The sequence below is a fragment of the Rhizobium sp. P40RR-XXII genome (assembly GCF_012641405.1).
Classification (GTDB): Bacteria; Pseudomonadota; Alphaproteobacteria; order Rhizobiales; family Rhizobiaceae; genus Rhizobium.
In genome coordinates this window covers 95998-117849 of sequence record NZ_JABAII010000020.1, presented here as the reverse complement: position 1 = coordinate 117849, position 21852 = coordinate 95998, and the positions used below count along the sequence as shown (strand labels likewise).

19 protein-coding genes and 3 pseudogenes are annotated in these 21852 nt (G+C 56.4%); 11 read left to right on the top strand and 11 right to left on the bottom strand.

The features are described from left to right. Positions 1-124: 124 nt before the first annotated feature. The 4 genes and pseudogenes from HGP16_RS28380 to HGP16_RS28365 form a co-directional block, all read left to right on the top strand. Positions 125-364: pseudogene (locus HGP16_RS28380) on the top strand (plastocyanin/azurin family copper-binding protein); the annotation flags it as partial. 215 nt (positions 365-579) lie between these two features. Further along, on the top strand, positions 580-1068 hold the full coding sequence (locus HGP16_RS28375) for a hypothetical protein (protein ID WP_168843293.1): 489 nt from the start codon (positions 580-582) through the stop codon (positions 1066-1068). Positions 1069-1190: 122 nt separating this feature from the next. Beyond that, positions 1191-1748, top strand: coding sequence for a cytochrome c oxidase subunit 3 family protein (locus HGP16_RS28370; protein ID WP_246705619.1), 558 nt, complete (start codon positions 1191-1193; stop codon positions 1746-1748). Positions 1749-1837: 89 nt separating this feature from the next. Further along, positions 1838-2026, top strand: a complete 189-nt coding sequence (locus HGP16_RS28365; RefSeq protein WP_168843292.1) for a hypothetical protein — start codon at positions 1838-1840, stop codon at positions 2024-2026. Positions 2027-2392: 366 nt separating this feature from the next. On the opposite strand, the gene hemN is transcribed toward HGP16_RS28365, so the two are convergent. Continuing rightward, positions 2393-3745, bottom strand: coding sequence for an oxygen-independent coproporphyrinogen III oxidase (gene hemN / locus HGP16_RS28360; protein ID WP_168843291.1), 1353 nt, complete (start codon positions 3743-3745; stop codon positions 2393-2395). Between the two features lie 211 nt (positions 3746-3956). Between hemN and HGP16_RS28355 the strand changes: the two genes are divergently transcribed. Together HGP16_RS28355 and HGP16_RS28350 are read left to right on the top strand one after the other, a co-directional pair. Beyond that, positions 3957-4529: a DUF2249 domain-containing protein gene (locus HGP16_RS28355; protein WP_168843290.1), complete on the top strand. Its 573-nt coding sequence runs from the start codon at positions 3957-3959 to the stop codon at positions 4527-4529. A gap of 84 nt (positions 4530-4613) precedes the next feature. Then, positions 4614-4817 (top strand): hypothetical protein, encoded by a 204-nt coding sequence (locus tag HGP16_RS28350; RefSeq protein ID WP_168843289.1) that lies wholly within the window; start codon positions 4614-4616, stop codon positions 4815-4817. A 215-nt stretch (positions 4818-5032) separates the two neighbouring features. On the opposite strand, the gene HGP16_RS28345 is transcribed toward HGP16_RS28350, so the two are convergent. The 7 genes and pseudogenes from HGP16_RS28345 to HGP16_RS28315 form a co-directional block, all read right to left on the bottom strand. After that, positions 5033-5221 (bottom strand): hypothetical protein, encoded by a 189-nt coding sequence (locus HGP16_RS28345; protein WP_168843288.1) that lies wholly within the window; start codon positions 5219-5221, stop codon positions 5033-5035. Positions 5222-5310: 89 nt separating this feature from the next. Then, entirely contained in the window at positions 5311-5526 is a 216-nt protein-coding gene (locus HGP16_RS28340) for a hypothetical protein (RefSeq protein WP_168843287.1), read from the bottom strand. A 773-nt stretch (positions 5527-6299) separates the two neighbouring features. Then, positions 6300-6791, bottom strand: coding sequence for an NUDIX domain-containing protein (locus HGP16_RS28335; RefSeq protein ID WP_168843286.1), 492 nt, complete (start codon positions 6789-6791; stop codon positions 6300-6302). A gap of 377 nt (positions 6792-7168) precedes the next feature. Further along, positions 7169-7959 (bottom strand): annotated as a pseudogene (locus HGP16_RS34225) (MFS transporter); the annotation flags it as partial. Positions 7960-8129: 170 nt separating this feature from the next. Further along, entirely contained in the window at positions 8130-9674 is a 1545-nt protein-coding gene (locus tag HGP16_RS28325; protein WP_246705618.1) for a PAS domain-containing sensor histidine kinase, read from the bottom strand. Between the two features lie 599 nt (positions 9675-10273). Continuing rightward, complete coding sequence (locus HGP16_RS28320; protein WP_168843285.1) at positions 10274-10549, bottom strand: hypothetical protein; 276 nt, start codon at positions 10547-10549, stop codon at positions 10274-10276. A 580-nt stretch (positions 10550-11129) separates the two neighbouring features. Continuing rightward, positions 11130-11606, bottom strand: a complete 477-nt coding sequence (locus HGP16_RS28315) for a pyridoxamine 5'-phosphate oxidase family protein (RefSeq protein ID WP_168843284.1) — start codon at positions 11604-11606, stop codon at positions 11130-11132. 372 nt (positions 11607-11978) lie between these two features. Here HGP16_RS28315 and HGP16_RS28310 point away from each other — a divergent pair, with 372 nt between their 5' ends. Continuing rightward, positions 11979-13691 carry a GMC oxidoreductase gene (locus tag HGP16_RS28310; RefSeq protein ID WP_168843283.1) on the top strand — a complete coding sequence of 571 codons (1713 nt, stop codon included), beginning with the start codon at positions 11979-11981 and terminating at the stop codon, positions 13689-13691. Between the two features lie 63 nt (positions 13692-13754). Here the strand turns inward: HGP16_RS28310 and cydX are convergent, their stop codons facing one another. Genes cydX through HGP16_RS28295 form a run of 3 tightly spaced genes read right to left on the bottom strand, consistent with a single transcriptional unit; the run spans position 13755 to position 16668 of the window. Then, positions 13755-13886 carry a cytochrome bd-I oxidase subunit CydX gene (cydX, locus tag HGP16_RS28305; protein ID WP_168843282.1) on the bottom strand — a complete coding sequence of 44 codons (132 nt, stop codon included), beginning with the start codon at positions 13884-13886 and terminating at the stop codon, positions 13755-13757. A 19-nt stretch (positions 13887-13905) separates the two neighbouring features. Then, the gene (gene cydB, locus HGP16_RS28300; RefSeq protein WP_168843281.1) at positions 13906-15060 is read right to left on the bottom strand and encodes a cytochrome d ubiquinol oxidase subunit II; all 1155 of its coding nucleotides are present in this window, start codon (positions 15058-15060) and stop codon (positions 13906-13908) included. A 24-nt stretch (positions 15061-15084) separates the two neighbouring features. Beyond that, on the bottom strand, positions 15085-16668 hold the full coding sequence (locus HGP16_RS28295) for a cytochrome ubiquinol oxidase subunit I (RefSeq protein WP_168843280.1): 1584 nt from the start codon (positions 16666-16668) through the stop codon (positions 15085-15087). Positions 16669-16769: 101 nt separating this feature from the next. Between HGP16_RS28295 and HGP16_RS28290 the strand changes: the two genes are divergently transcribed. From HGP16_RS28290 to HGP16_RS28275, 4 genes and pseudogenes are all read left to right on the top strand, one after another. After that, positions 16770-18374 (top strand): ATP-binding cassette domain-containing protein, encoded by a 1605-nt coding sequence (locus HGP16_RS28290; RefSeq protein WP_168843279.1) that lies wholly within the window; start codon positions 16770-16772, stop codon positions 18372-18374. Between the two features lie 131 nt (positions 18375-18505). Continuing rightward, a complete protein-coding gene (locus HGP16_RS28285; protein ID WP_168843278.1) occupies positions 18506-19960 on the top strand; it encodes an ATP-binding cassette domain-containing protein in 1455 nt (484 codons plus the stop codon). Between the two features lie 184 nt (positions 19961-20144). Beyond that, positions 20145-20573 (top strand): hypothetical protein, encoded by a 429-nt coding sequence (locus HGP16_RS28280; protein ID WP_168843277.1) that lies wholly within the window; start codon positions 20145-20147, stop codon positions 20571-20573. Positions 20574-20671: 98 nt separating this feature from the next. Continuing rightward, positions 20672-21655: pseudogene (locus tag HGP16_RS28275) on the top strand (zinc-dependent alcohol dehydrogenase family protein). Positions 21656-21852 lie beyond the last annotated feature (197 nt).

Sequence of the window (21852 nt, the reverse complement as noted above, 5' to 3'; positions counted from 1 at the left end):
GACGAGAGTAGTGGTCTGCGCTTGAGATTGATCTGCTGTCATCGGCATGGTTGGCCTCCAGAGAGTTTTCTAGCGACCTCACTCTGCCACCGTGCAGGCCGCTACTCACCCCTGATGGGATCTCAAGGGGCTCATCCCGGACGGCGCGCCGGAGTTCAAGTCGAAACCGAGCGAACAGTTCCAGACGAAGTTCGACGTACCTGGCGCCTATGTCGTGAAATGCACGCCGCACGCCGGCATGGGCATGGTCGCCCTCATCCAGGTCGGCGAGAAGCCTACAAACCTTGAGGCAATCAAGGCAGCAAAGGTTCCGAACATGATGCGTAAGCGCCTGGACGCCGATCTCGCACAAGCCACCCAGTAACGAAATCCAACTGTTACCGGCGCTTTTGCGCCGGTGGCGTAAAGGAGAAATCGAAGATGCCAGAAGCTCAAATCGGACTATCGATTGCCACGCCCGTCATAATAGTCTTTGCGATCACCCTATATCGGATGGGTGTCCTGCAACGGATGGGTACGGTATCTGCCATTCTCGCTGCCGCCGCTGCCGCCCCGAGCCTCTTTCTCCAGAAGTAGGACATGCCTGTGCTCCCCTTCGACAAATTTTCGGAGCTGGAGTCCTGCTACGAACAGCTTACGTCGTGGTGCGACATACTTGAAGCGATCGCCGACTTCCTTCCGTGTCATCTCGATGAACGGCTCTGCAACACAATGACGGACGAACTCCCTCCGCTTATTCACTCCGCGCAGCGCCTTGAAGAACAGCTCATTTTAACCAACTTATGCCTGATCATAAGCGACAAGGAACAACGAGATACCGAGAAACAGCGGCGGTTGGAATGGGTTTCGGACCTTGTTGGTGCCGAGGAGGTCGTCGACGTTCTTATGGCTCTGAAGACGGGAGATTGCCGCCTGTCGTCGGACGCCGCGCGATATCTCCTGCGCTCGTTTTCCTGCTCGGCGCGCAAGCACATCAAAGCGGAACGCGAAGCCATCCGCTTGATAAAGGCTTTAGACAGCAAGGACGCGTACGCTGTGCCGTCAAAAGCCACAGGTGAAGCAGCTTAGCTCGCCGTCGGAAAACAGGCATGGAAAGGGCTCGCGACGGCTAGACGACGAAATCCTCTCTCCGTCCGTTATCCGACCGGCGTTTGCCTTTCCGCAAAGATGGCTTCAGGCTGTTGCGGCAAATGTGGCTCACGACATCCACAACTTTGAACGAAGGCGAGCCGAAACCCTCATCCGCCGATGGCGGCGATCTCTTGGCCTGGATCTTATGCTGGAGCGAACTTGGGTCATTTGGCGCGCTTCTTATTGCATTCACAATCGTCTCATGGCTGCATCCCGACGAAGTGGCCGCTGAAAGGGAAGAACGTCATCGCCTGATTCCGATCACGAACACAGCGATCCTTTTGACAAGCGGTTGGTTCGCAGCGACGGCGGCGTCTCAGAAGAAGCTGGCAAAGCGTCGGGTGGCGTTCGCAGCCGCGGCAGTCGGCGGTCTCGCGTTTGTCGCCATTGAACTCTACGAGTGTCGGCTAGAGCAGGTATCCCTGTCCGCCGACGACGCGCGCTCCACACTGTACGCCGCAATGACTGGCTTCCATCTTGCACATTGCTTTTCGGGTCACTCATCCTCCTGTTGCTCGCCCGGTATCCATCGACCGAGAACGTACATGACGACCATCATTTGGCACGTCTTAGACATCGTTTGGCTCGTAATGTTTCCAATGGTGTACCTTATATGAAAATCAATCCCTTAGAGAGACGCCCCAACCCCAACCGCGCTTTTGGCTTCCTAGCGGGCTTTACCATCCGCACCTTGGCGAGGACGTTGATGTCGAGCGCGACGTCAAGAATGGTCGTGCCGACCGTTGTTGCTATTGTAGCGCTTTGCAAGGTGAGGCTCGTCATTCTCGACTTCCTAACCCTGCGAGGTTCGCGCTCGCAGTTGATATCGGTACTGGTGGTCTGGGCCGCGCTCGTGCTTTTCGTCGCGCTATCGCGTCGCATGCTCATCGGCTGATTGAGAACCGACGATAGCAAGAGCAAGGTAGTTTAGAATATTGGCGATCGGGCTACGCTGCCACGTCCTAGACTAGATCCGGCCCTTCAACCAACATGCGTCGGCACAAATCCCCGCTTGCTTGCAAATCCACAAAGACCCTTCCTCCGAAACCGATCTTTTCGAGTGTACGAACCAGCGGCTCGGATTCCGACGAAGGCGCTTTCGCCACTGACATGAAAGGATGCTCGACTTACCTTGCCAGACCGGCACCACACCGGAGGTTGGTATTAGGCCCGGCAAGGATTTTCGATCCGACAGATGTGCGGCAAATGGGCCGACCATCGCGCCAACTGCTAACACTCGGTGAAGGTCGGGAACATACGATCAGGCCACCTTGCTATGGGTGCGACCGAGCGCGCCAATGTAAGCGTCAAACGCAGACGCTACCGCTCTCACCATAAACCGCGAATTCCTGTTTACGATCACCTTATAGCCTTCGACGCTGGCCACGCCATCCGAAACAAGACCCTCGAGCCGCTCGTTCCGCTCAAGCAGGAAGTGCGGTTCGTAGCCGGAATCCAGGCTCAGATTTCCAATGTCGGCTTCGAAATCACACATCAGCCGCTCGATCACCGCCGCCCGAAGCTTGTCCTCATTGGTGAGAGCATAACCCTTGGCAGTCGGCAAAATGTCCGCGGCTACCATTTCAGCGTACCGCCCGATCGCTATATGGTTTTGATAATACCCGGAATGCAAGCGCCCGATCGCGGACGCGCCCAATCCAATCAAGGTGTCACAGTCGTCGGTCGTGTAACCCTGGAAATTTCTATGGAGTGTGCCGCTTTCAACAGCAACGGCCAGTTCATCGTTTGGAAGCGCAAAGTGATCGAGACCGATACGCGCGTAACCGGCCACCGCGAGTTCTTCTGCGATCGCCTCCGCCTGTTCGTAGCGCTCGGTCGCGTCGGGAAGAGTCGTTTCGTTGATCAGCCGTTGGTGCTTCTTAAATGCGGGAACATGTGCGTAACCGAAAACGGCGAATCGTTGAGGCCTAAGTTCGATCGCCGTTCGCACCGTCTCGATACAGGAGTTGACCGTCTGGAACGGAAGACCATAGATGAGATCGAAGTTCGTGCTGGTCACGCCATGGCCTCGCAGACCCTCTACAGCCGCTTTCGTCTGGTCGAAGGTCTGGACGCGATTGATGGCCTTCTGCACGAGCGGATCGAAGCTCTGCACGCCAAGGCTCGCACGGTTCACCCCATTTTCACCGAGAGCAATGATCATTTCGCTTGTCAGTGTCCTCGGATCAATCTCGACGGCGATAGAGGCATCGCTTACAAAATTGAAAGCAGTCTTGAGCTTCTGCATCAGCACCGCGAATTCGTGCGACGCCATGATGGTCGGCGTTCCCCCTCCAAAATGGACATTCTTGGCTGAAAGCTTGGTACCGGCGGTCGCGGAAACCAGATCAATCTCCTTCATCAGGACGTCCAAGTATTCGAGGATCGGTGCATCCTGGCGCGTGATGGTGGTATGGCAACCACAGTACCAGCACATGGAGCGGCAGAACGGCACATGTAAATATATCGAGACCGGACCAAATGAAGCCGCCTCGCGAAGCCCACTAGCATAATCGTCAGGTCCGACCGATGGAGCAAAGGCTGGAGCGGTGGGATAGCTTGTGTAGCGTGGAAGACGCGTTTCACCGTACTTCCTAACTAGAGCATCAGACATTTGAACGTTTTCCCTTGGGGTTTTTGGGCCTTATGCATCGCGTGGCCGGCCGCTTCCTTGTCTTAGGTCAATGATCATCGACGGCGCCGCAGCAAACTCTTAGATATTTGCTCGCTGTCAAAGTTGAACGCATTCGATCTGCCTGTCGTGAGCATCTGACGTCGGCGCGCCACCATCCGAACATTTTCATTCGGCGGCAAGAGGACTTACAATGACAGACGCTCCGAGCAAGCGGCAAGAAATCAACGATATCGACGTGCGGGCCTTGCCCCCCGCCGAGCGGCATCCATGCATCCTCGCCACCCTTCACACTCCGCCGCCAAACGGTGTACTGCGTATCACCAGCGACCATGAACCCCGCCCTCTTCAATACCAGCTCGCAACTGCGCTGCCCGGGAGATCGTCCGCCTCGATGCGGCTGCGACTGCTGCTGCGGCAACCGCTAGGACGGGAGCGGCCCGATGAGGGCACCATCTCTCGACATGGGAGCCCCCTTGCGCGCTCATCGTGGTGCATTAGGTCACGATCGGTTGGTTGCCCTGCTGATGATCGGGACACTTCTCTAGTTCGGACCAGTTCTGACCGGGATCGACCTCTCCCCCGGATTCTCACAGCCGCTTGCGCTGGCGGGAATCGCGATCGGGTTGCTGCTACTCGGTTTCCTCATGCTCGGCGAGGGGTCGGCTGTGACCGTCTGGGTGATGATCCCAGCAACGACAACGCTTGGCCTTGCGTTCTTACTGGTCGGCACCAGCTTGCTCCGAATCTTATGGCGAATGGATGACACTTGCGGCGATCGGCTTTCCGTATTCCACTGAGCCCCACAGGCTCCTCTCCGCGCGATCAAGACGGCGTTGAACCGTGTATCGTGTCAGTGACGCAGCTTGGAATTTTCCGTGCCGCCTCGCCGCCACGTGACACGCGTTCCCGCTTTCTCGAACGCCTCGAAACGTTCCGTGCAACCGCAATGGAGAAGATCGATAAATCCAGCCAGCAGCGCAACGTCAAATTAACCGCAAAAGACATTCAGCTTTGGCGCAGGCGAAACGTCCCTCCTGGCAGCGATGTGTGAAATCAGCCTATCGCCGCCGACATGCTCGTACCGAACGATCTTCCGAGGAACTGCTAGCCGCAATCTCACACGCCGCGCACCTCGTGTATTCGAGCCGAAAGCTTGCCTGAGTGTCAACGGCGTGCAATCCGAAGTCGGGCTTCAGCGTGGCACGCTTCCATTGAATCTTGCGACATGTGGTGCGCCCGACGGGCAAGAATGAGTTTCCGCAGCTCTCACTCCGTCACCGCGTTCTTGGTGAACCAGGACGAAGCCGCAATTCCATTGTGAATCCGGCTGACCAGTACTGCCTCGGTGGGTTCGAGATTGAGCACATATCCCGCCTTGCGCTGCCTGCCGAACGGTAAGCGTCGAGCCGTGTCGACGTCGACGCCCCGTGAAGGCCCGTACTTTCGAGTGGCCATCGGGAACGCATCGAACCGCGTGGTTTTTGTCCTGATATGTCTTCCGCCTCCTTGACGAAAGGCAAGTACGCATCGATTTGCCGAAACGCTTAGTCATCGTCCTGAAAAAGAGCCGTAGCCAGATAGCCACTCGCGATAGTGCTGGCGAAGAAATAGATGAAGAGCCATTGCGCAAGCCATCGATCCGGGCCTTCGGCGATGAACGCTTCTGAAAAGCCGTTCGTCCACACAACGAAACCCGTGAGCCCGCCGATGGCGAAGCCAACTATAAGTCGGATGATCATGAACGAGATCAGCTGTGGCATCTCGACCTCCGTTCTTGGAATTAAAACGAACGACGCGACTGCGAGTTCCCCGACACGACCTTAATCAGTTGCAGAGCTGGGAAAGTGTGCCACGGCGCCCCAGGGGACCTTCCAGGAACGCCTTCGCTTTAGCCGTTGCCGTATTCTCTCTCCTTGCACTACTTGTTCCGACGAACACGCTCCTTGCTCTTTCGGCGGAAAAACTGCCGCCAAGCCAGTGCCGGGCGTCTTGCCACCGCCATGGGGCCTAGATCGTGGTTGCATGGGTTGCTGGTTCCTTCATGCACGACCACGTCCTATCCGCGAAAAGCGTAAAGCTCGCCTCCCCGGGCTGGTTGCTGCTAGATGCCATAAAGGATATTGCAATTGCACGAATGTATTCGCATCGGGCGGCAAGGCTCTTAAATTGGCGGTCATCGCACGCTTGAGAGTTGAACTCGGCTTGGCTAGCGACCGGCTGCAGGTCACAGTCTACGATGCCCAGATCTGCGTAAACATCGAATCCGAGTTGTAACGTCAAGCAACCAGGATCTTTGTCGAACGCATCGGCAATACACGCGGCTCCATCGATGAGCTCAGTTTTAGAGTCAAAGAGTGCGTGAGCATCGATCATATGGTCGCCGCCAAGCGCTAGCCGGCGTCGAAGATAAAGTAGCATTTAGACATAGAAGACGGATATGTTGGAATTTAAACAAGATATTGTCGAGCGCGATGCCTCGCGAACTTCAGCCAGACTTGCCGAACCTGAAGGCGAGAAACTTCTGATCGACCTTTTAGGGCATGTCCGCAAGGCGCTGGACGCTGCCCCTGGAGATGAAGTCAATAAGCCGGTCCAGGAATGGTCTTTGACTGTCGAGCATCTTTTCGTAAGCCTGCACAACCGTGAACCATTCGGCACGGTCGACTTCAGGGAAAGATTGCGTAAGACCACTGTGCGGGGGCCATTCTATGTCAAATGCCTGACTGACCAACGTCGAGACTAAAAATGCACCTTCCGTTGCAAAAGCAGTAACCGATTTTCCTCCATGCTGGCGTATCTCGCCAAGGGGATAGAGGGCTTCTTTCAAAACCCAACCCGTCTCCTCGACAAACTCTCGCCTGGCAGCGACATCGGGCTCTTCGTTGTCGAAGAGTTCTCCCTTTGGAATTTGCCAGGCGCCGATGTCACGCTTCTGCCAATAGGGACCTCCAGGATGAACCAACAAAACCTCGAGCTCGCCCCGGTCAACACGATAGACTAAAATGCCCGCGCTCTTCCGTGCCATTTAAAGACCCTTCCTTGCCGCTCGTGATCCTTGCGTTCTTGAAACCATTTTTCGACGGAAGCTATAGTCATGATCGAGAAATCGACGATGATCAATCTCTGGCTCATCATCGACGTACACCGTTAGTCCTTCACTCGTGAACGCCGCGCCGACACATCTTATCGTCAATATCCTGCCCTTCTATGGGGCGAAATCCATTGCAGGATTGTTGCTCGAATACGGATCGCGACCTAGCTGACCATCTGTGATCAAAAAGCTCTACCCGTCTGTCATTCAAGAGTTCGAACACCTTGACTGTCGAGAGGTGCGTGATTTCGCATCACGCTTTGAGTGGTAGCATTCAGTTTGAGAATTCGGCTTCTTCTCCACAAATCGCTGACCAGGCGGCCCACGGCACCGACATTATCCAGATAATGGGCGGAAATGTGCTTGTAGACGGCAGCCTTGGCTAGCGCCATGAAGAAGCCGAGTACAATGGGGACGACGGTAAAGCCTACCAGATTCATTTCGAGATGAAAGGCGACGGAGCCGCTCTATGTTTTGACCACGTAGCCGGTCGGCGGATAGGCCAGGATGAAGGTGGCAGCGATGGAGACGAAGAACGTCCAGTAGTGCACGCCACGGGCGCCATAGATACCCGAGAGATGGCCGCCATAGGCCCGAAATAGACGGGCTGGTACAGAGAAGAAGGCTGCGATCATGTCGGCGGTGCGAATACCGGGCCCGTAAACATTGATAGCTACTGAGGCAACCACAGCGCAAGGACGACAAAGGCGCCGAATACGACGAAGTAATAGACTGAGAACTGTCAGACCTGCCGCCTAGATTTCCGCAACCGCATGCCAGCCCCAGGCGACCAGCACCAGTGGCGCGAGAAACTTAGTGATGGCCGAACCGACATTGCCGGCCCCAAAGCTTCTGAGCGCCGTACCCTGTTTGCCAGGCGGGTACTAACGGGACACATAGGCAACCCCAACAGCAAACGAACCGCCTGCGACACCGATCCCAAGAGCCCAATTTCGGTTTCGCTAAGCCCGAGCGGACCTCGAATCCTGATACCCATGATGGCGAAAATGGTCCACGCTGCAAGACATGCGGTAAAGGCGACGGTGCTTGCAGCAAGGACGGCATGTTGGGCCTTGCTATCAATCTCTTCGAGAGAAGGCATGGCGAAATTCGATTCGTGACAAGAGGATAGTCCTACTTCAGTCTCGAAATCGGGAATAACTACGAATGCGGGATGCGGTTTTGATTTCATCAAGCGGAAGTGCCGATGTGATGTATTATCAAATCCCACCTTTGTCGGGGATCGTTATTCTACATCAGGCAAATTCACCATCAATCGAGTAACTCTCGCAAGAGGACGGCCAATTCGCGGGCCGTATAGGGCTTCTTCAACCAGGTTCCGGACTGAGCGAGTTCTCGGCCGGCAATCGTTGGCTCCGCGTAGCCAGAGGTAAAGAGAATCTTGATTTCCGGCCGAGTTACACGAACGGTCTCAGCGAGTTCGTCACCTGTCATGCCTCCGGGCATGACGATATCCGTAAAAAGCAATGCAACGTCCAGGTTTTCCCCAAGCCGTTCAAGCGCTTCCTTGCCGTTGGATGCCTCAACCACCTTGTAGCCGGCATCGACAAGCCTCAAAACGGCAACGCGCCGCACGCGCGCATCATCCTCGACGACAAGAATCTTCTCGGAACCACCAGGTATTGCCGATTGAGCCTTGTCTGCCTGTCCTTGACTGTGCGAAGCGAGCGTCTCCTTTTGTACGACAGGTAGAAAAATGCGTACACTCGTGCCCCGTCCCATTTCACTGTAAAGCTGAACATGGCCGCCGGATTGCTTGGCAAAACCATAAACCATCGAGAGACCAAGCCCTGTGCCAGATCCTACACCCTTGGTTGTAAAGAATGGCTCGAAGGCACGTTGCTTGATATCTGCTGACATTCCTGTGCCAGTATCTGTCACCGTGATAAGGACGAAATTGCCGGCGCGAACCTGCGGATACATTTGCGCGTAATCGGCGTCGAGACGCACGCGGGAAATTTCGATCGAGAGACTACCGCCGCGTGGCATGGCATCGCGCGCATTCAGAACAAGATTCAATATTGCGTTCTGCAATTGGGACGCATCAACGAGCGCGGTGTTTTCCGAGCCCGAGATGACGGTGCGAAATTCAACCGACTCGCCGAGTGTCCGCCTTAGGAGATCGGAAAAACCCGATACCAGCTGGCCGACATCCAGAAGTTTCGGATGAAGTGGCTGACGCCGTCCGAAAGCGAGCAACTGCCCTGTCAGTTTTGCGCCCTCTTCGGCAGCTCCTTGTGCCTCGCGCAACAACGATCGAAGATTTTCATCGTGAAGCTTGTTCTCGATCATCTCGAGATTGCCGCCGATGATGGTGAGCAGATTGTTGAAGTCGTGCGCCAGCCCACCTGTGAGTTGGCCGATCGCTTCCATCTTTTGCGCTTGGCGCAACTCCTCTTCAATTTTGTGCCGGCTACTTAAATCCCTGATAAACCCGGTGAAGATGCGCCGGCCGTTCGCGATCGCCTCACCAACTGCGAGCTCCATGGGAAACAACGAGCCATCCTTGCGCTGTCCCGTTACTACGCGCCCGTAGCCGATGATGTGGCGCTCGCCAGTTGCCAGGTAACGCGAAATATACTCGTCGTGCGCATCACGATCGGGTTGTGGCATGAGGATTTTAACGTTCTTGCCGCACACCTCCTCGGCCGTGTAACCAAAGAGCTTTTCGGCCGCGACGCTGAAGGACGAGATCACTCCGGCTTCATCAGCAATCACCATCGCCTCCGGCACGGTATCAAGGATCGAGCGCAAATGCGCCTCTCTTTCCATGAGATCGCCCTGCGCTTTGGTCATTTGTTCACGTCCTTGCTCGTCTGATGGATTAACGCCCTCGCGTTGTCTTCGGTGTCCGGTCTGCGCAGGTCATATCCAATTCCTTTTTCGAGAAATGAAGGGATGGTGCAAACCAACACAACGGATACCGAAGAACCGCGATAGTGCGGCATCCGGCATATAATCGCTTTGATCCCGGTCAATTGGCCCAGCATTGTCGACGAATTCACATCACCGAAGTGAATTCATCCCCCATGAAAGCTACCGGTCCTTCTACGAAGTGGACGACATAGCGAACACGTATCGGTGATGGCGCTCGTGCAGGCCGCCCGCTAGTAGTCGCCGGTCGGGATGATTAATCGCCTTGCACAAAGTGAAATGTTTGCGAGGCTTGAAGAAAAAAATGGGCCGCTGGAAGGTCTACAGCCCGTAAGGTGTGGCGGATAAGAACCGCCAGAGGGGGAAGTCGATGCCTTGACGCTGGGAGGAAGAGACCGCCGTCAGATGTGAAAAGCGGTCCTACTGCGCCTGCGCGACAGTCGAACGGAAACGGAAGAGAGCAATGACGAAGAAGGCCGCGCCCAGCACCAGCAAGGAGGATGCCTCCAGCCAGACAACCTTCAGTCCGGCTCCGCGATAAAGGATAGCGTGAGAAAGGGCGACGAAATGGGTCGAAGGTGCAAGCCTGCCGCGAATTTGGCCGAGATCAGTATCTGTTGAGCGTCGATACGGTCGTTCGACATGGCGATATTCTGCGGGAGTTCTTGGCCGGTGACACTGCTCCAGAGAGCCTTAATCCCGGCCAGGGCGCGTGACGCCGCGTCTTCGGCCCGAGCATCGGCACCTAGGCCCAGCCAGATCGCGGCGGCAATGATAAGAGCAGTCTGGTGGCGCATGGTGGTTGTATCCTCAAGCCGAACAATGCTCTGTCGGCTTCGAATTGCGTTTTTACGCACAGCGGATGCCGCGATCCTTGACCTAGATCACATTGGACCACATGACGATCGCGATACCATTTACGGTCCTGTGATCGCTGCGGCAGTGTCGCCACGCCGGACATGATTCTCATTAATTGTCGCCTGCATGCCACAGTTTTCCAGCCACAGGAACGCAGATTGATGGAAGAGATCACATCGGAATTAGACAAACGACCCAAAGACTTCCATTGATTTTGCGGTACTGAGACACCAGACTGCTCGCGACGTCGCAAATCCGGCAAATCGCGCTTTCTGATATCTCGCGGCTTCGCGAAAAGCCGAGATGCTTGTTCTTTTTGCTCGCAGAAGCGGCTTAAGCGAGTTGAGTTCGACAAATCCTCAAGATTTGCGAAGCTCGGCATAAGGCCGAATCATAGACTTCGCTCTTGCGACGTCCTCGGGCGACCTAACTGATCTCGTAGATCCCATTCCAGGGTTTGCGTCCGACAATCGGATGCCGATACCATGGGGCTTCGGCATCCGATTGGCACCGCTGCGTTCACGGATCCGGCAATCGCTGAAAAAGCTGCGATTCAATGCGATAACCTGATATCTCGTCCAGCCACATGCTGAAGCATACGGCCACTTCCTTCTTGCTGACCGAGAAAACATCGTCCAGTTTCTTACCTTTCCAACATGGATTGCGCTCCTGCAGCAGGCGCCAGGCGTGGGCTCGTTCGCCTTTGAAGGCTTCTGTCACCGGGAACTGCTGTGAGGGACCTGAGATGACAACCAGATACCACTGGTCACCTTTGATCTCGTTTGCCACCAGTCGCCAGCGGTCTGGATCCATCGCTCCTTGCATGTCGCCGCTGGCGACAAGCATCAGTCCGAATATCTTGCTCCCCTCTCTGACGAAGAACGCCGGAAGAATGTTAGATGGACCGTCATTGCGGACAACAATGTTTCCAAACGCGATCTCATCCAGAAGCTTGAGGCAATCTTCCTTATCGATCGATGCAAATGTCGCAGACATGGCTTTCCTCCTCACAAAGCCAAAGTCTCTACCATCTCGAGCCGTGAGAGTTTGATATGGCGCAAAGCCTTTCCAACTTGTGTGCCCGATCAAGAAAAACGCCTTGTGATGCCGTGCGTGCACCGTTCATTACAGCAACGGTAAACCCTATCGTGCAAACGCTGACGCTCGGCGCATTCAAGGCTGGAATCGGTGCGGAGCTCTTGCCGAATAGGGTGATATTCTTGCGGCCTTTGACGTCCAACCGAATTAACTCCTACCAATTTTGTACGGATATTGTTGATTTCTAATTCTTGGTAAATCACCGGATGACATGAGGCGACGAAGATCGCTCCATCTTGGATGATGACCACTTTGAATTGTTGACACAGCATGAATATCGACCGTCTATCCAAACTTGATGATAATTCGACAATGACGGCAGATCTGGTCATTGTGGGAGGCGGACCGGCGGGACTGACAATTGCAATGCAATGCGCGAAAGCGGGCAGAAAGGTACTCGTCGTTGAAAGTGGCCTCGAGTTCGAAGACGCCGAGCATTCGACACTCAACGAAGTCGAGAATGTCGACGAGCTTCAATCCGAAGCGCAAATCCGCAGGCGAGTGGAATTTCACGGCCCCCAGGCAGAGTTTTGGTCTAGCGAGATTCAACCGTTCGGCGTCCGCTGCCGAGCGCTTGGCGGATCGACGCACGCATGGGCGGGCAAATCAGCACCTTTCGATGCTATAGACTTCAAGGCTCGCTCATGGGTTCCGTGTTCCGGCTGGCCGATGGATCGCGGCCAAATTGAACCTTATCTCCTGCGGGCAATGGAGGTGCTCAATCTCAGCCCCGGAGAGCCGCCAAGGCGCTTTGACGCCGCGGAGCTTCATTCCTTTTATTGGCAGTTTGCCCGCTCCCGCGTAGAGCGTCTCGACATCATGCGTTTCGGAAGGGAGTTCCTGGCGAAGCGGTCGGATCAGATACATGTTCTTCTGGATGCGACCGTGACGCGTATCGGCCTGAGCGCGGACGGATCGCATTTTTCACACCTTGACATCGCGAATACGGCGGGAAAGCGTGCACGCATTCAGGCCAGATTATGTGTGTTGGCCGCGGGCGGAATTGAGAATGCCCGATTGCTGCTGGCATCCAATGATGTGCACTCGAAGGGAATCGGCAATCACTATGACCGGGTCGGGCGATATCTGATGGATCATCCCGGCGCTCGTATAGGCCGCATAGAAGCCAGCCAAATGACGTCGCTGGCCAAGCTCTTTGGGTTCTTCGGGGTTCACCACAAAGGTCGGGCCCACATGTTCATGCACGGCCTGGCACTAACGCCGCAGATACAGGAGCGCGAGCAACTACTGAACGCCGCGATCTATTTCGCCACGGAGCGCGCACCCGATGACCCCTGGGACGCACTAAAACGGCTGCTGCGCCATGACGCAAATTTTCAGCATGACCTATGTTCCGTTGCCAAAGGTTCTGGCCTCATAGTCAAGGGGATCGGAATGAAGATCCTTTCGGATCATCGAACCCCGAAAATGCTCAAGGACATTATAATCAACACCGCGATAAGACTGTCTCCGAATATGGTGGCAGATGAATTTCAATGTCGGGGTCTTCCTCACAAGCTCACAGGTCTGCGGATCGAAGCGATCTGCGAACAAATTCCGAATGCCGACAGCCGCATCAGCCTCAGCACCAGGAGGGACCGGCTCGGAATGCCGCTAGCCAAGGTCGATTGGCGGATCAATGATCTCGAGCGCCAGACGCTCCTCAGAATTGCGGAAATATCGGTTGCGTGCCTTTCGAGCGCCGGCATGCCAGTGCCCAAGCTCGAAGACTGGGCAGTCGAACGGCGACCACAAGACATCGTCATTATCGACATGGCACACACGCTCGGTACGACGCGCATGTCTGTTGATGCGAAGACAGGTGTCGTCGACCAGAATTGCAAAATCCATGACGTGCATAACCTTTATGTCGCCGGCGGATCGGTGTTTCCCACCAGTGGCCATGCGAACCCTACATTGATGATCCTTGCTCTCGCGACCCGGTTGGCCGATCACTTGAACCAGCAGCTAGCAGCCGGTTAATTCCCAGATCCCACTTGGCCGAGCAACGAACCAAGTGGGATTTGCTCATGAGTTTGGCCTTAACTACGGCGTCGGCAGTGGCACCGATTCGTCAGTCGGTTCTTCGCGTACTGCGCGAAGCTCATACCAGAGCGCATTCAAAATGCCCACGGCAGCGGCCAAACCTAATCCAAGAATCCAGGCAAAATACCACATAGCTTGATCTCCAATATTTTCAGTAGACAGAATCCCCGGCCTTCTCGACGCTCTTTTCGCTCACCTTGCCCCATAGGATCCGGTAAACCCAGGCGGTATAGAGAAGAATGATCGGCATAAAGATGACGGTCGCCAGAAGCATGTTGCGCAAGGTGGCACGGCTAGACGACGCGTCGAATACGGTCAGCGAATGAGCGGGGTTTGTGCTCGACGGCAATATCATCGGGAACATTGCCAGACCGACCGTCGCGATGATCACCGCGACCGAAAGTTTGGACGCGAGAAACGTCAAGCCTTCGCGGCGTGTGTGGAAACCCAATGCCACCCCAAAAGGTCCGATGACGCCAATGGCGGGAACGAGCCAGAGAATGGGATGAGCCCCAAAATTGGCAAGCCAGGCACCGCCATCATGCTCGACGCTTTTCAAAAGCGGGTTTGACGGACCATCCCATCTGATGGCCGAGGTGACGCTGTAACCGCCGAGGAGGCCGAGCCAAACCAACAGGCCGCCACCAGCAAAAAGCACGCCTGCGGCGAGAGCTGCCTTGGATCCGATCGCCTTTGCACGCTCTGCAACGGCACCTTCGGCCTTGAAGGCGAGCCAGGCCGCCCCATGCATCACGAGCATCGAAAGCGAAACCAGGCCGCAATAAAGTGCTAATGGATTGAGCAACCCAAGAAGCGTTCCTTCATAAATCGGGCGCAGATCCGAAGTCAGATGGAAGGGCACACCCTCAAGTGCATTGCCGACCGCAACCCCGAAGATCAGCGCCGGAACGCTACCCCCGACGAACAGCGCCCAGTCCCAGCGCGCACGCCATGCTTTCTCCGGCCTCTTTGAGCGGTATTTGAAGGCGACGGGCCGCAAAATGAGAGCCAGCAACACCAGGAACATCGCAAGGTAGAAGCCTGAAAAGCTCAAAGCATAGAGCGCGGGCCACGCGGCAAAGATCGCGCCGCCACCAAGGATGAACCAAACCTGGTTACCCTCCCAAACCGGCCCCACCGTGTTGATGGCGACACGCCGCTCAAGGTCCGTTTTCGCAACAAAGGGCAGGAGTGCCCCCACGCCTATGTCGAAACCGTCCATGACGGCAAATCCGATAAGCAGGACACCGAGCAGGACCCACCAGGTCACGCGTAGCGTTTCATAGCTGAAAAGAAATTCGATCATTGAGTTGATTCCCTCTAAAATAGGCTATTGGCCCGCCTGCAATACCGGCTCGACCTTCTCGGGCGAGGCCGATCGCTGACCGGTCATCACCACGGCGGCATCAGGCCCCTTGCGGATCGCGGCCAGCATCAACCGCACCTCGATGACGGCAAGCACGCTATAAACCAGGGTAAAACCAGCAATGCTCAGGATGAGATTGTAGATGCCGAGCTCCGATGTGGCGAGAAAGGTCGGCAGTACGCCATCGATGATCCAAGGCTGACGACCGAATTCCGCGACGAACCATCCCAGCTCGATCGCAACCCAAGGCAATGGCATTGCAAGCACCGCCAGGCTGAACAGCCAACGCGGAGCGCCTTGTTCACGCATCGTGTACCAAAGAGAGGTAACAAAAAGGACGAGCAGGGCAAAACCGCAGGCCACCATGATGCGGAAGGAGAAGAACAGCCACGGCACCTGCGGCACCGACGACCATGCAGCATCCTTGATCTGTTGATCACTCGCCATGCGCGGGTCCTCAACATATTGCTTGAGAAGGAGGGCATAGCCGAGATCCTGGGACTTTGCCTCGAAAGTCGTCCGTGCAGTCGCATCGCCTAAATTCACCTTCAGCTTTTCAAGCGCATCATAGGCGATCAGGCCATTGCGAACGCGGTCCTCCGCCTTCGCAACCAACTGATCAATGCCTGGAATTTCCTTGTCTATCGACCGGGTGCCAATCAGTCCCATGACCCAGGGAACATGGACTGCATAGAGAGTCTTGTGGTCCACCAAGCTTGGAATTCCAAACGCTGTGAAGGATGCCGGCGCGCGCTCCGTCTCCCACATGGCTTCGATTGCGGCGAGCTTCATCTTCTGGTTATCGGTCAAGGCATAGCCGCTCTCGTCGCCCAGCACGATAACAGAAAGCGAGGAGGCTGTGCCGAAAGCTGCGGCAATCACAAAGGAGCGCTTTGCGAGCGCGACATGCCGATTTCGCAGCAAATACCACGCCGAAACACCAAGGACGAAAACCGCGCCACAGACATAGCCGGCCGAAACTGTATGAACGAATTTCGCCTGAGCGACGGGATTGAACAAGACCGCCATAAAGTCCGTTACTTCCATCCGCATTGTGTCGGGATTGAAGGCCGATCCCACCGGATTCTGCATCCAACCATTGGCAATCAAGATCCAGAGCGCCGAAAAATTCGTGCCAAGCGCCATCAGCCAGGTCACGATCATATGGGCGCGTGGCGAAAGACGATCCCAGCCAAAGAAGAACAGGCCGACGAAGGTCGCTTCGAGAAAGAAAGCCATCAAGCCTTCGATCGCAAGCGGCGCGCCGAAGACATCACCGACATAATGCGAGTAATAGGCCCAGTTCATACCGAACTGGAACTCCATGGTAATGCCGGTCGCAACACCGAGCGCGAAGTTGATGCCGAAGAGAGCGCCCCAGAATTTCGTCATGTCGCGCCAGATGATCCGCCGCGTCATGACATAGACAGTCTCCATCATAGCGATCATGATGGAGAGGCCGAGCGTCAAAGGCACGAAGAGGAAATGGTACAGCGCCGTAAGCGCGAATTGCAGCCGGGATAGGTCGACAAGGAGTGGGTCGAACATGAATGGATCCTTTCTTAGTCACCATTTTTTAGCGCCAACGTTCCTTCTCCGAGTTGACACAGATCAACCTTGTGCGCGTCGATCGGTGTCAAAAGAGCTGAATGAGCAAAGACAAGGCATCGGCAGCAAAGCCAGAATGCGCCCACAGGGGCGCCGACAAGACCGACATGCTTGCCCTTGCGCGCCACGGCGCGAACGGCAGCCTGCGAACCGTGTTTACGCTTCAGGTGACGCGCTTGGTTCTGCGGCTGGGCTTCTCGGCCGTCACCGCCGTAATCGCCGGGCGGCTTGTGATGGAGCAAAGGGTTGATCTCTGGCTGCCAATCCTTGCGGTCGGCCTTCTGACTTCATCAGCCATAGCAGGATTGTTCGGCGACAGGACCCAGGCGAAAGCGGAGGCCACAATCGCGGCAGGGTTGCGCGATGCAGCAAAAACAAGACTTGACGCCATGTCGCCACGACAGTTGAACCAACTGCCCATTGGGACGTTGGTTATCGCCACGCAACGCTATCCTGAGGCGGTGGCATCGCTCGTCATCGGCCATCGCATGGCCTCTTGGATGATGGCGGTCGGTCCGCTGCTGGCTGCAACTATGCTCTTGCTCGTTTCCTGGCAGGCTGCAGTCCTGATCATCTGTCTGACGCCGGTCATGATCATGTTCTTTGCATTGGTGGGCGATGCGATCCGCAGCCGCGCGGCGGTTCAGGAACGCGCCTTTGGCCGTTTGGCGGGCCAATTTGCGGATCGCATCCGGGCATTGCCGACGATTCTGGCCAATCACGCTCTTGTCGAGCAGGAGAAAAAACTCTCCGCCCGGCTTGAGACCTATGCGCACGAGACGATGGGCGTCCTCACCATTGCATTCATCAATGCCGGCATCATCGACTTTTTCGCCTCGCTATCGATCGCCTTGCTTGCCGTCTTTCTCGGCCTTGGACATCTCAAGTTGATGATGATCCCAGGTTTTTTCAATCTCGCGCTCTGGCAAAGCCTGTTCATCCTGATGATCGCGCCTGATTATTTTGCGCCTTTCAGGCGGTTTTCGGAACAATATCACGCCAAGGCGGAGGGGCTCGCGGCAGCGAACGCACTCGAGCGTTTGCTCAACGTCGAGGTGCCAGAAGCGGTGGTCGTCTCCACCCTGAGCCGATCGCTGCCTCCCCTTCCCGAACACGGCCTCGTTGCCATCGTCGGCCCGAGCGGTTGCGGCAAGTCGACCTTGCTGCGCCGGCTTTGCGGGTTGGACCCAACAGCAAGTCCTGCCCGGTCGATTTCAGGGGAGATCGCGTGGGTTTCGACCGACGGCTTCGTAGCGGGGCATACGCTTGGCGAGGCGATCCTGTGGGGGCTCCCACCCGTATCGCCGACACGACTGCTCGACGCGGCAAGCGCGGTTGCTCTGCTTGACGATGCGCTCCTGCCCGGTGGCCTTGGCGCGCCTCTTGCGCGCGGCGGTGGCAACCTTTCAGGCGGCCAGCGGCTTCGCATCTTGGTAGCCCGCTCCATTCTTTCGGGAAAAGTGGTCGTCGCCGACGAGCCAACGGCCAAGCTCGACACAACGACATCTGCCCTCGTGCGGCATGCGCTTCTTGAGATAGCGCGCTCCCGGCTGGTGGTCGTTGCCACCCATGACAAGGAACTGGCCAGCAGCGCATGGCTCACAATCGACCTTTCAAATGACGAAAATATCGAGGTGGCTGCATGATCGGCGCCTCGTTCTCTGCAACCAGGAAACAGTGGCGGCGGGCGACGCTGTTGAGCTGTTGCGCTCTAGCATGCGGCATTTTACTGGGTGGAGTCTCCGCCTGGTTCTTGGGCGCCGTGGCGACGGCAGGATTGACAGCTTCGGCCGCCACCTTCAATTTCCACGTTCCTTCGGCGTTCATCCGCCTGTTCGCCATCGGACGCACGGCGGCACGTTATGGCGAACGCCTCCTCGGTCATAAGGCTGCGCTCAGCGATCAGATCCATCGCCGCGTGGATCTTTTTGCAGCCATGGCGACGGCACCAGCCGTGCGCAGCGCCAGTTGGCAGCTTGGCGACGAGGCTCGCCTAGCCGATTATGTGGATGACGTTGACGATGTCGACTATGCATGTCTGCGCGCCCGACTTCCGCTGCTCACGCTGGCAATGGGCTTTGCGGCGCTTCTCATCGGCTGCGCCATCATCGCGCCACTGTCGCTATTGCCCATCGTCATCACCTTGTCGCTCGGCGTTATAGTTGTCCGCAGACTGACAGAAACTGGCGCCGTCGTCTGGTCGCGGGCGCGGCTCCAACGGCGAGACGGTACGGAGCGACTGGGAGCCATCATGGCTTCGGCTGTTTCGTTAAAGGCCGAACGCTTGTGGAATGAACAATGTCAATTGGCCATGAGCGCCTTTTGTGAAGCCGATGGCCAAATATCTGCCTTGCGTCGCCTGCAATCGGGATTTGATGCGCTTGCTTCCCTCATCGGTCCGATCGCGGCTTTCAGCGTCGTTGTTGCCGCGTGGCTCGCAGGCGCACGCGGTGAGACGATGCTCCTGCCGATTGCGCTCGGATTTGCGTGGCTTGCACTCGGCGAAGCCATGAACGGAGCATCCCGAATCTTGGTCGCCAATCTGCGGCGGGACGCCGCCTGGATGGAGATCCGTAAGTGGAAGCGAGATGCGGAAGCCCTGGCGAGCTGTTCGGCAGGCAAGACGCCGGTCGAGCTCCGACAAGAACTCCTCCAGCGGATTTCTCCGACGGGCGCCCCGATCGGCAACAGGCCGATTGCGCTTTGTTTGAGACCCGGATTTCCGACAATCCTGGTCGGCACCAGCGGCAGCGGTAAATCGAGCCTCTTGAAGCAGATCGCGGGCTGGATCGGCGAAGACATCTTCGATGGACCGGAAGCAAGCCTCTCGGCGGCGCAGCGGCGCGTCACGACGACTCTCGTCCTGCACGATGCGACCATTCTCGAAGACACCGTTCGAGGCAATCTTTTCGACCCTGCAGGCGACGACGAGACGATGTGGCGGGCGCTGGCGACCGTGGAACTCGATACGCGTATGCGGGATGCGGGCGGCCTCGACGCTTGGATCAGGCAGGATATGCTTTCGCTCGGCGAAGCGCAGCGGCTCAATCTGGCGCGCGCCCTTCTGGCGCATACGCCTGTCGTCCTGCTCGATGAACCAACCGAGCACCTTGATGCGGCACAAGGTCAACGCATCCTCGCTCGCCTTACCGAGCAACTGAACGACCGCGTCCTCGTGATTTCGACCCATCGCGCCATCTGTCTGCGCAACAGCACCATCCTGGAATTATGAATATGACAGCCGTCCTCAACCATCGTCTGATCGACATGAAGGTTCCGCGCTACGCCTACGACCCAATTCAACCGGTATTTGCATACTAACGAAGTGCGGCATTCCTTATTGGTATAGCGTTTGCGAGCGCTGTAGCGCAGGGGCCGTGACGATAAACCATACGTTCAAGAACGGAGATCCCGAGATGACTGATCTGCTGAAGACTGAAAATAGCGCTGTGCCATTGCCGGCCTCTATCATAGGGAGCGTAGTCGAGGCATGGCAAATGCCGACGAAGATCCTTTCGGAAGAGCATGCCGAGCTCCTTGAAGAAGGGTGGACGATCACCACCACCTGGATGAAGCGCCGACAAGCAACAATAGACGCCGCCATGAAAGCCGCTGATGTCATACTCCATTCACGCAATCCTGTCGTGATCACCACAGCCTACAGCGACTGGCTCACAGGAAGCGTGGACCGCCTTATGGCCAATCTGAACGATGCCTGCGACCATAGCGTTCGACTAGCTCAGATTGGCCAGGAATCAGCGATGGCGTTTTTCTCGCTGCAGGGCGACAATCGCGCATCAGGCAGCGAAGCGTGCGCAACGATCATCGAACCGAAGCCCTCTTGAATTTTCTAGCTCTACGCTGTCCCAACTGTTTTGATAGGACGCAACGCCGCATCAGATCATGCTAGAATAGCATAATGAACGTTTGAGGGACCGTTATCATGCGCGCAATGATTTTGGACAGCGCACATAAGATGCTACGACTGGATGAGCAGAAAGCACTTCCGTGACCAAGTCGGCATCAAGTGCAAATCCGCGTCTGTGCCTGTGGAGTCTGTCGTACCGACCTCCATGGCGTCGACGGTGAGCTTACCCATCCAAAGCTTCCCCTGGTTTCGAGTCATGAAATTGTCGGTATCGTCACCGCTGTGGGAGCGAAAACAACAAACATTAAAGTTGGTGACCGCCCCGGAGTGCCTTGGCTGGGCTGGACGTGTGGTAAATGCATCTACTGCAAGAGCGGACGTGACCTCTGCTCGAACGCCCGCTTCACTGGCTATCAGGTAGACAGTGGCTATGCCGAATATACGATTGCCGATGAACGTATCTGCTTTCCTATTCCTGCCCAATTCAGCGATGTCTAGGCAGCACCATTGCTTTGCGCGGGATTGATCGGCTACCGAGCTCTGAGACTTGCGGGAGACGCACCTCTGCTCGGCCTCTGTGGCTTCGGAGCCGCGGCCCACATTGCCATTCAGGTTGCACGCTATCGTGGGCAGCAGGTCTATGTATTCACCAAACCGGGCGATATCGCGGGACGGGCCTTCGCCCGCGAACTTGGCGCAGTCTGGGTGTCGTGCTCCGACACGCTGCCACCTGAACCCCTCAATGCCGCTCTAATCTTTGCACCCGCGGGCGAACTCGTGCCGGCAACGCTAAGATCCACGGCCAAAGGTGATACGGTTGTCTGCGCCGGCATTCACATGACGGACATTCCAAGTTTCCCCTATAACATCTTGTGGGAAGAACGCGTCGTGCGGTCTGCCGCCAACCTTACGCGAAGAGACTGGGGTGAATTTCTGGCGATCGCGGCAAAGATCCCGGTGCGCACCACAATTTCGCCCTTTGCGTTGAACGACGCAAACGAGGCCCAAAGACAATTACGCGATGCAAAGATCAAGGGGGCCGCGGTGCTTGTGCCCTGACAAAGCGAGGGCATCCGACACCGTCGAATCCTGCATTCGATATCGTCGGCGGAAAAGTTCGCGCTTGCCTGGAAGAAACCTTCGCCGGATATCGCCATTCGACTTTCAATAAGACGCTTCATTGAGCGTCTGCCTTCCCGAGAGAACGATTTTCCGTCACTGATGGCAATCAGGGGGATTTGCCGCGCTTTTTCCGG

Coding starts and splice junctions, on each gene's coding strand:
- HGP16_RS28335 (WP_168843286.1), bottom strand. CDS start 6,791: ATGGCACGGAAGAGCGCGGGCATTTTAGTCTATCGTGTTGACCGGGGC.
- cydB (WP_168843281.1), bottom strand. CDS start 15,060: ATGATCGAATTTCTTTTCAGCTATGAAACGCTACGCGTGACCTGGTGG.
- cydX (WP_168843282.1), bottom strand. CDS start 13,886: ATGTGGTATTTTGCCTGGATTCTTGGATTAGGTTTGGCCGCTGCCGTG.
- HGP16_RS28290 (WP_168843279.1), top strand. CDS start 16,770: ATGAGCAAAGACAAGGCATCGGCAGCAAAGCCAGAATGCGCCCACAGG.
- HGP16_RS28355 (WP_168843290.1), top strand. CDS start 3,957: ATGACAGACGCTCCGAGCAAGCGGCAAGAAATCAACGATATCGACGTG.
- HGP16_RS28320 (WP_168843285.1), bottom strand. CDS start 10,549: ATGCGCCACCAGACTGCTCTTATCATTGCCGCCGCGATCTGGCTGGGC.
- HGP16_RS28340 (WP_168843287.1), bottom strand. CDS start 5,526: ATGCCACAGCTGATCTCGTTCATGATCATCCGACTTATAGTTGGCTTC.
- HGP16_RS28345 (WP_168843288.1), bottom strand. CDS start 5,221: ATGGCCACTCGAAAGTACGGGCCTTCACGGGGCGTCGACGTCGACACG.
- HGP16_RS28325 (WP_246705618.1), bottom strand. CDS start 9,674: ATGACCAAAGCGCAGGGCGATCTCATGGAAAGAGAGGCGCATTTGCGC.
- HGP16_RS28295 (WP_168843280.1), bottom strand. CDS start 16,668: ATGTTCGACCCACTCCTTGTCGACCTATCCCGGCTGCAATTCGCGCTT.
- HGP16_RS28280 (WP_168843277.1), top strand. CDS start 20,145: ATGACTGATCTGCTGAAGACTGAAAATAGCGCTGTGCCATTGCCGGCC.
- HGP16_RS28310 (WP_168843283.1), top strand. CDS start 11,979: ATGAATATCGACCGTCTATCCAAACTTGATGATAATTCGACAATGACG.
- HGP16_RS28315 (WP_168843284.1), bottom strand. CDS start 11,606: ATGTCTGCGACATTTGCATCGATCGATAAGGAAGATTGCCTCAAGCTT.
- hemN (WP_168843291.1), bottom strand. CDS start 3,745: ATGTCTGATGCTCTAGTTAGGAAGTACGGTGAAACGCGTCTTCCACGC.
- HGP16_RS28370 (WP_246705619.1), top strand. CDS start 1,191: ATGTGGCTCACGACATCCACAACTTTGAACGAAGGCGAGCCGAAACCC.
- HGP16_RS28365 (WP_168843292.1), top strand. CDS start 1,838: ATGTCGAGCGCGACGTCAAGAATGGTCGTGCCGACCGTTGTTGCTATT.
- HGP16_RS28375 (WP_168843293.1), top strand. CDS start 580: ATGCCTGTGCTCCCCTTCGACAAATTTTCGGAGCTGGAGTCCTGCTAC.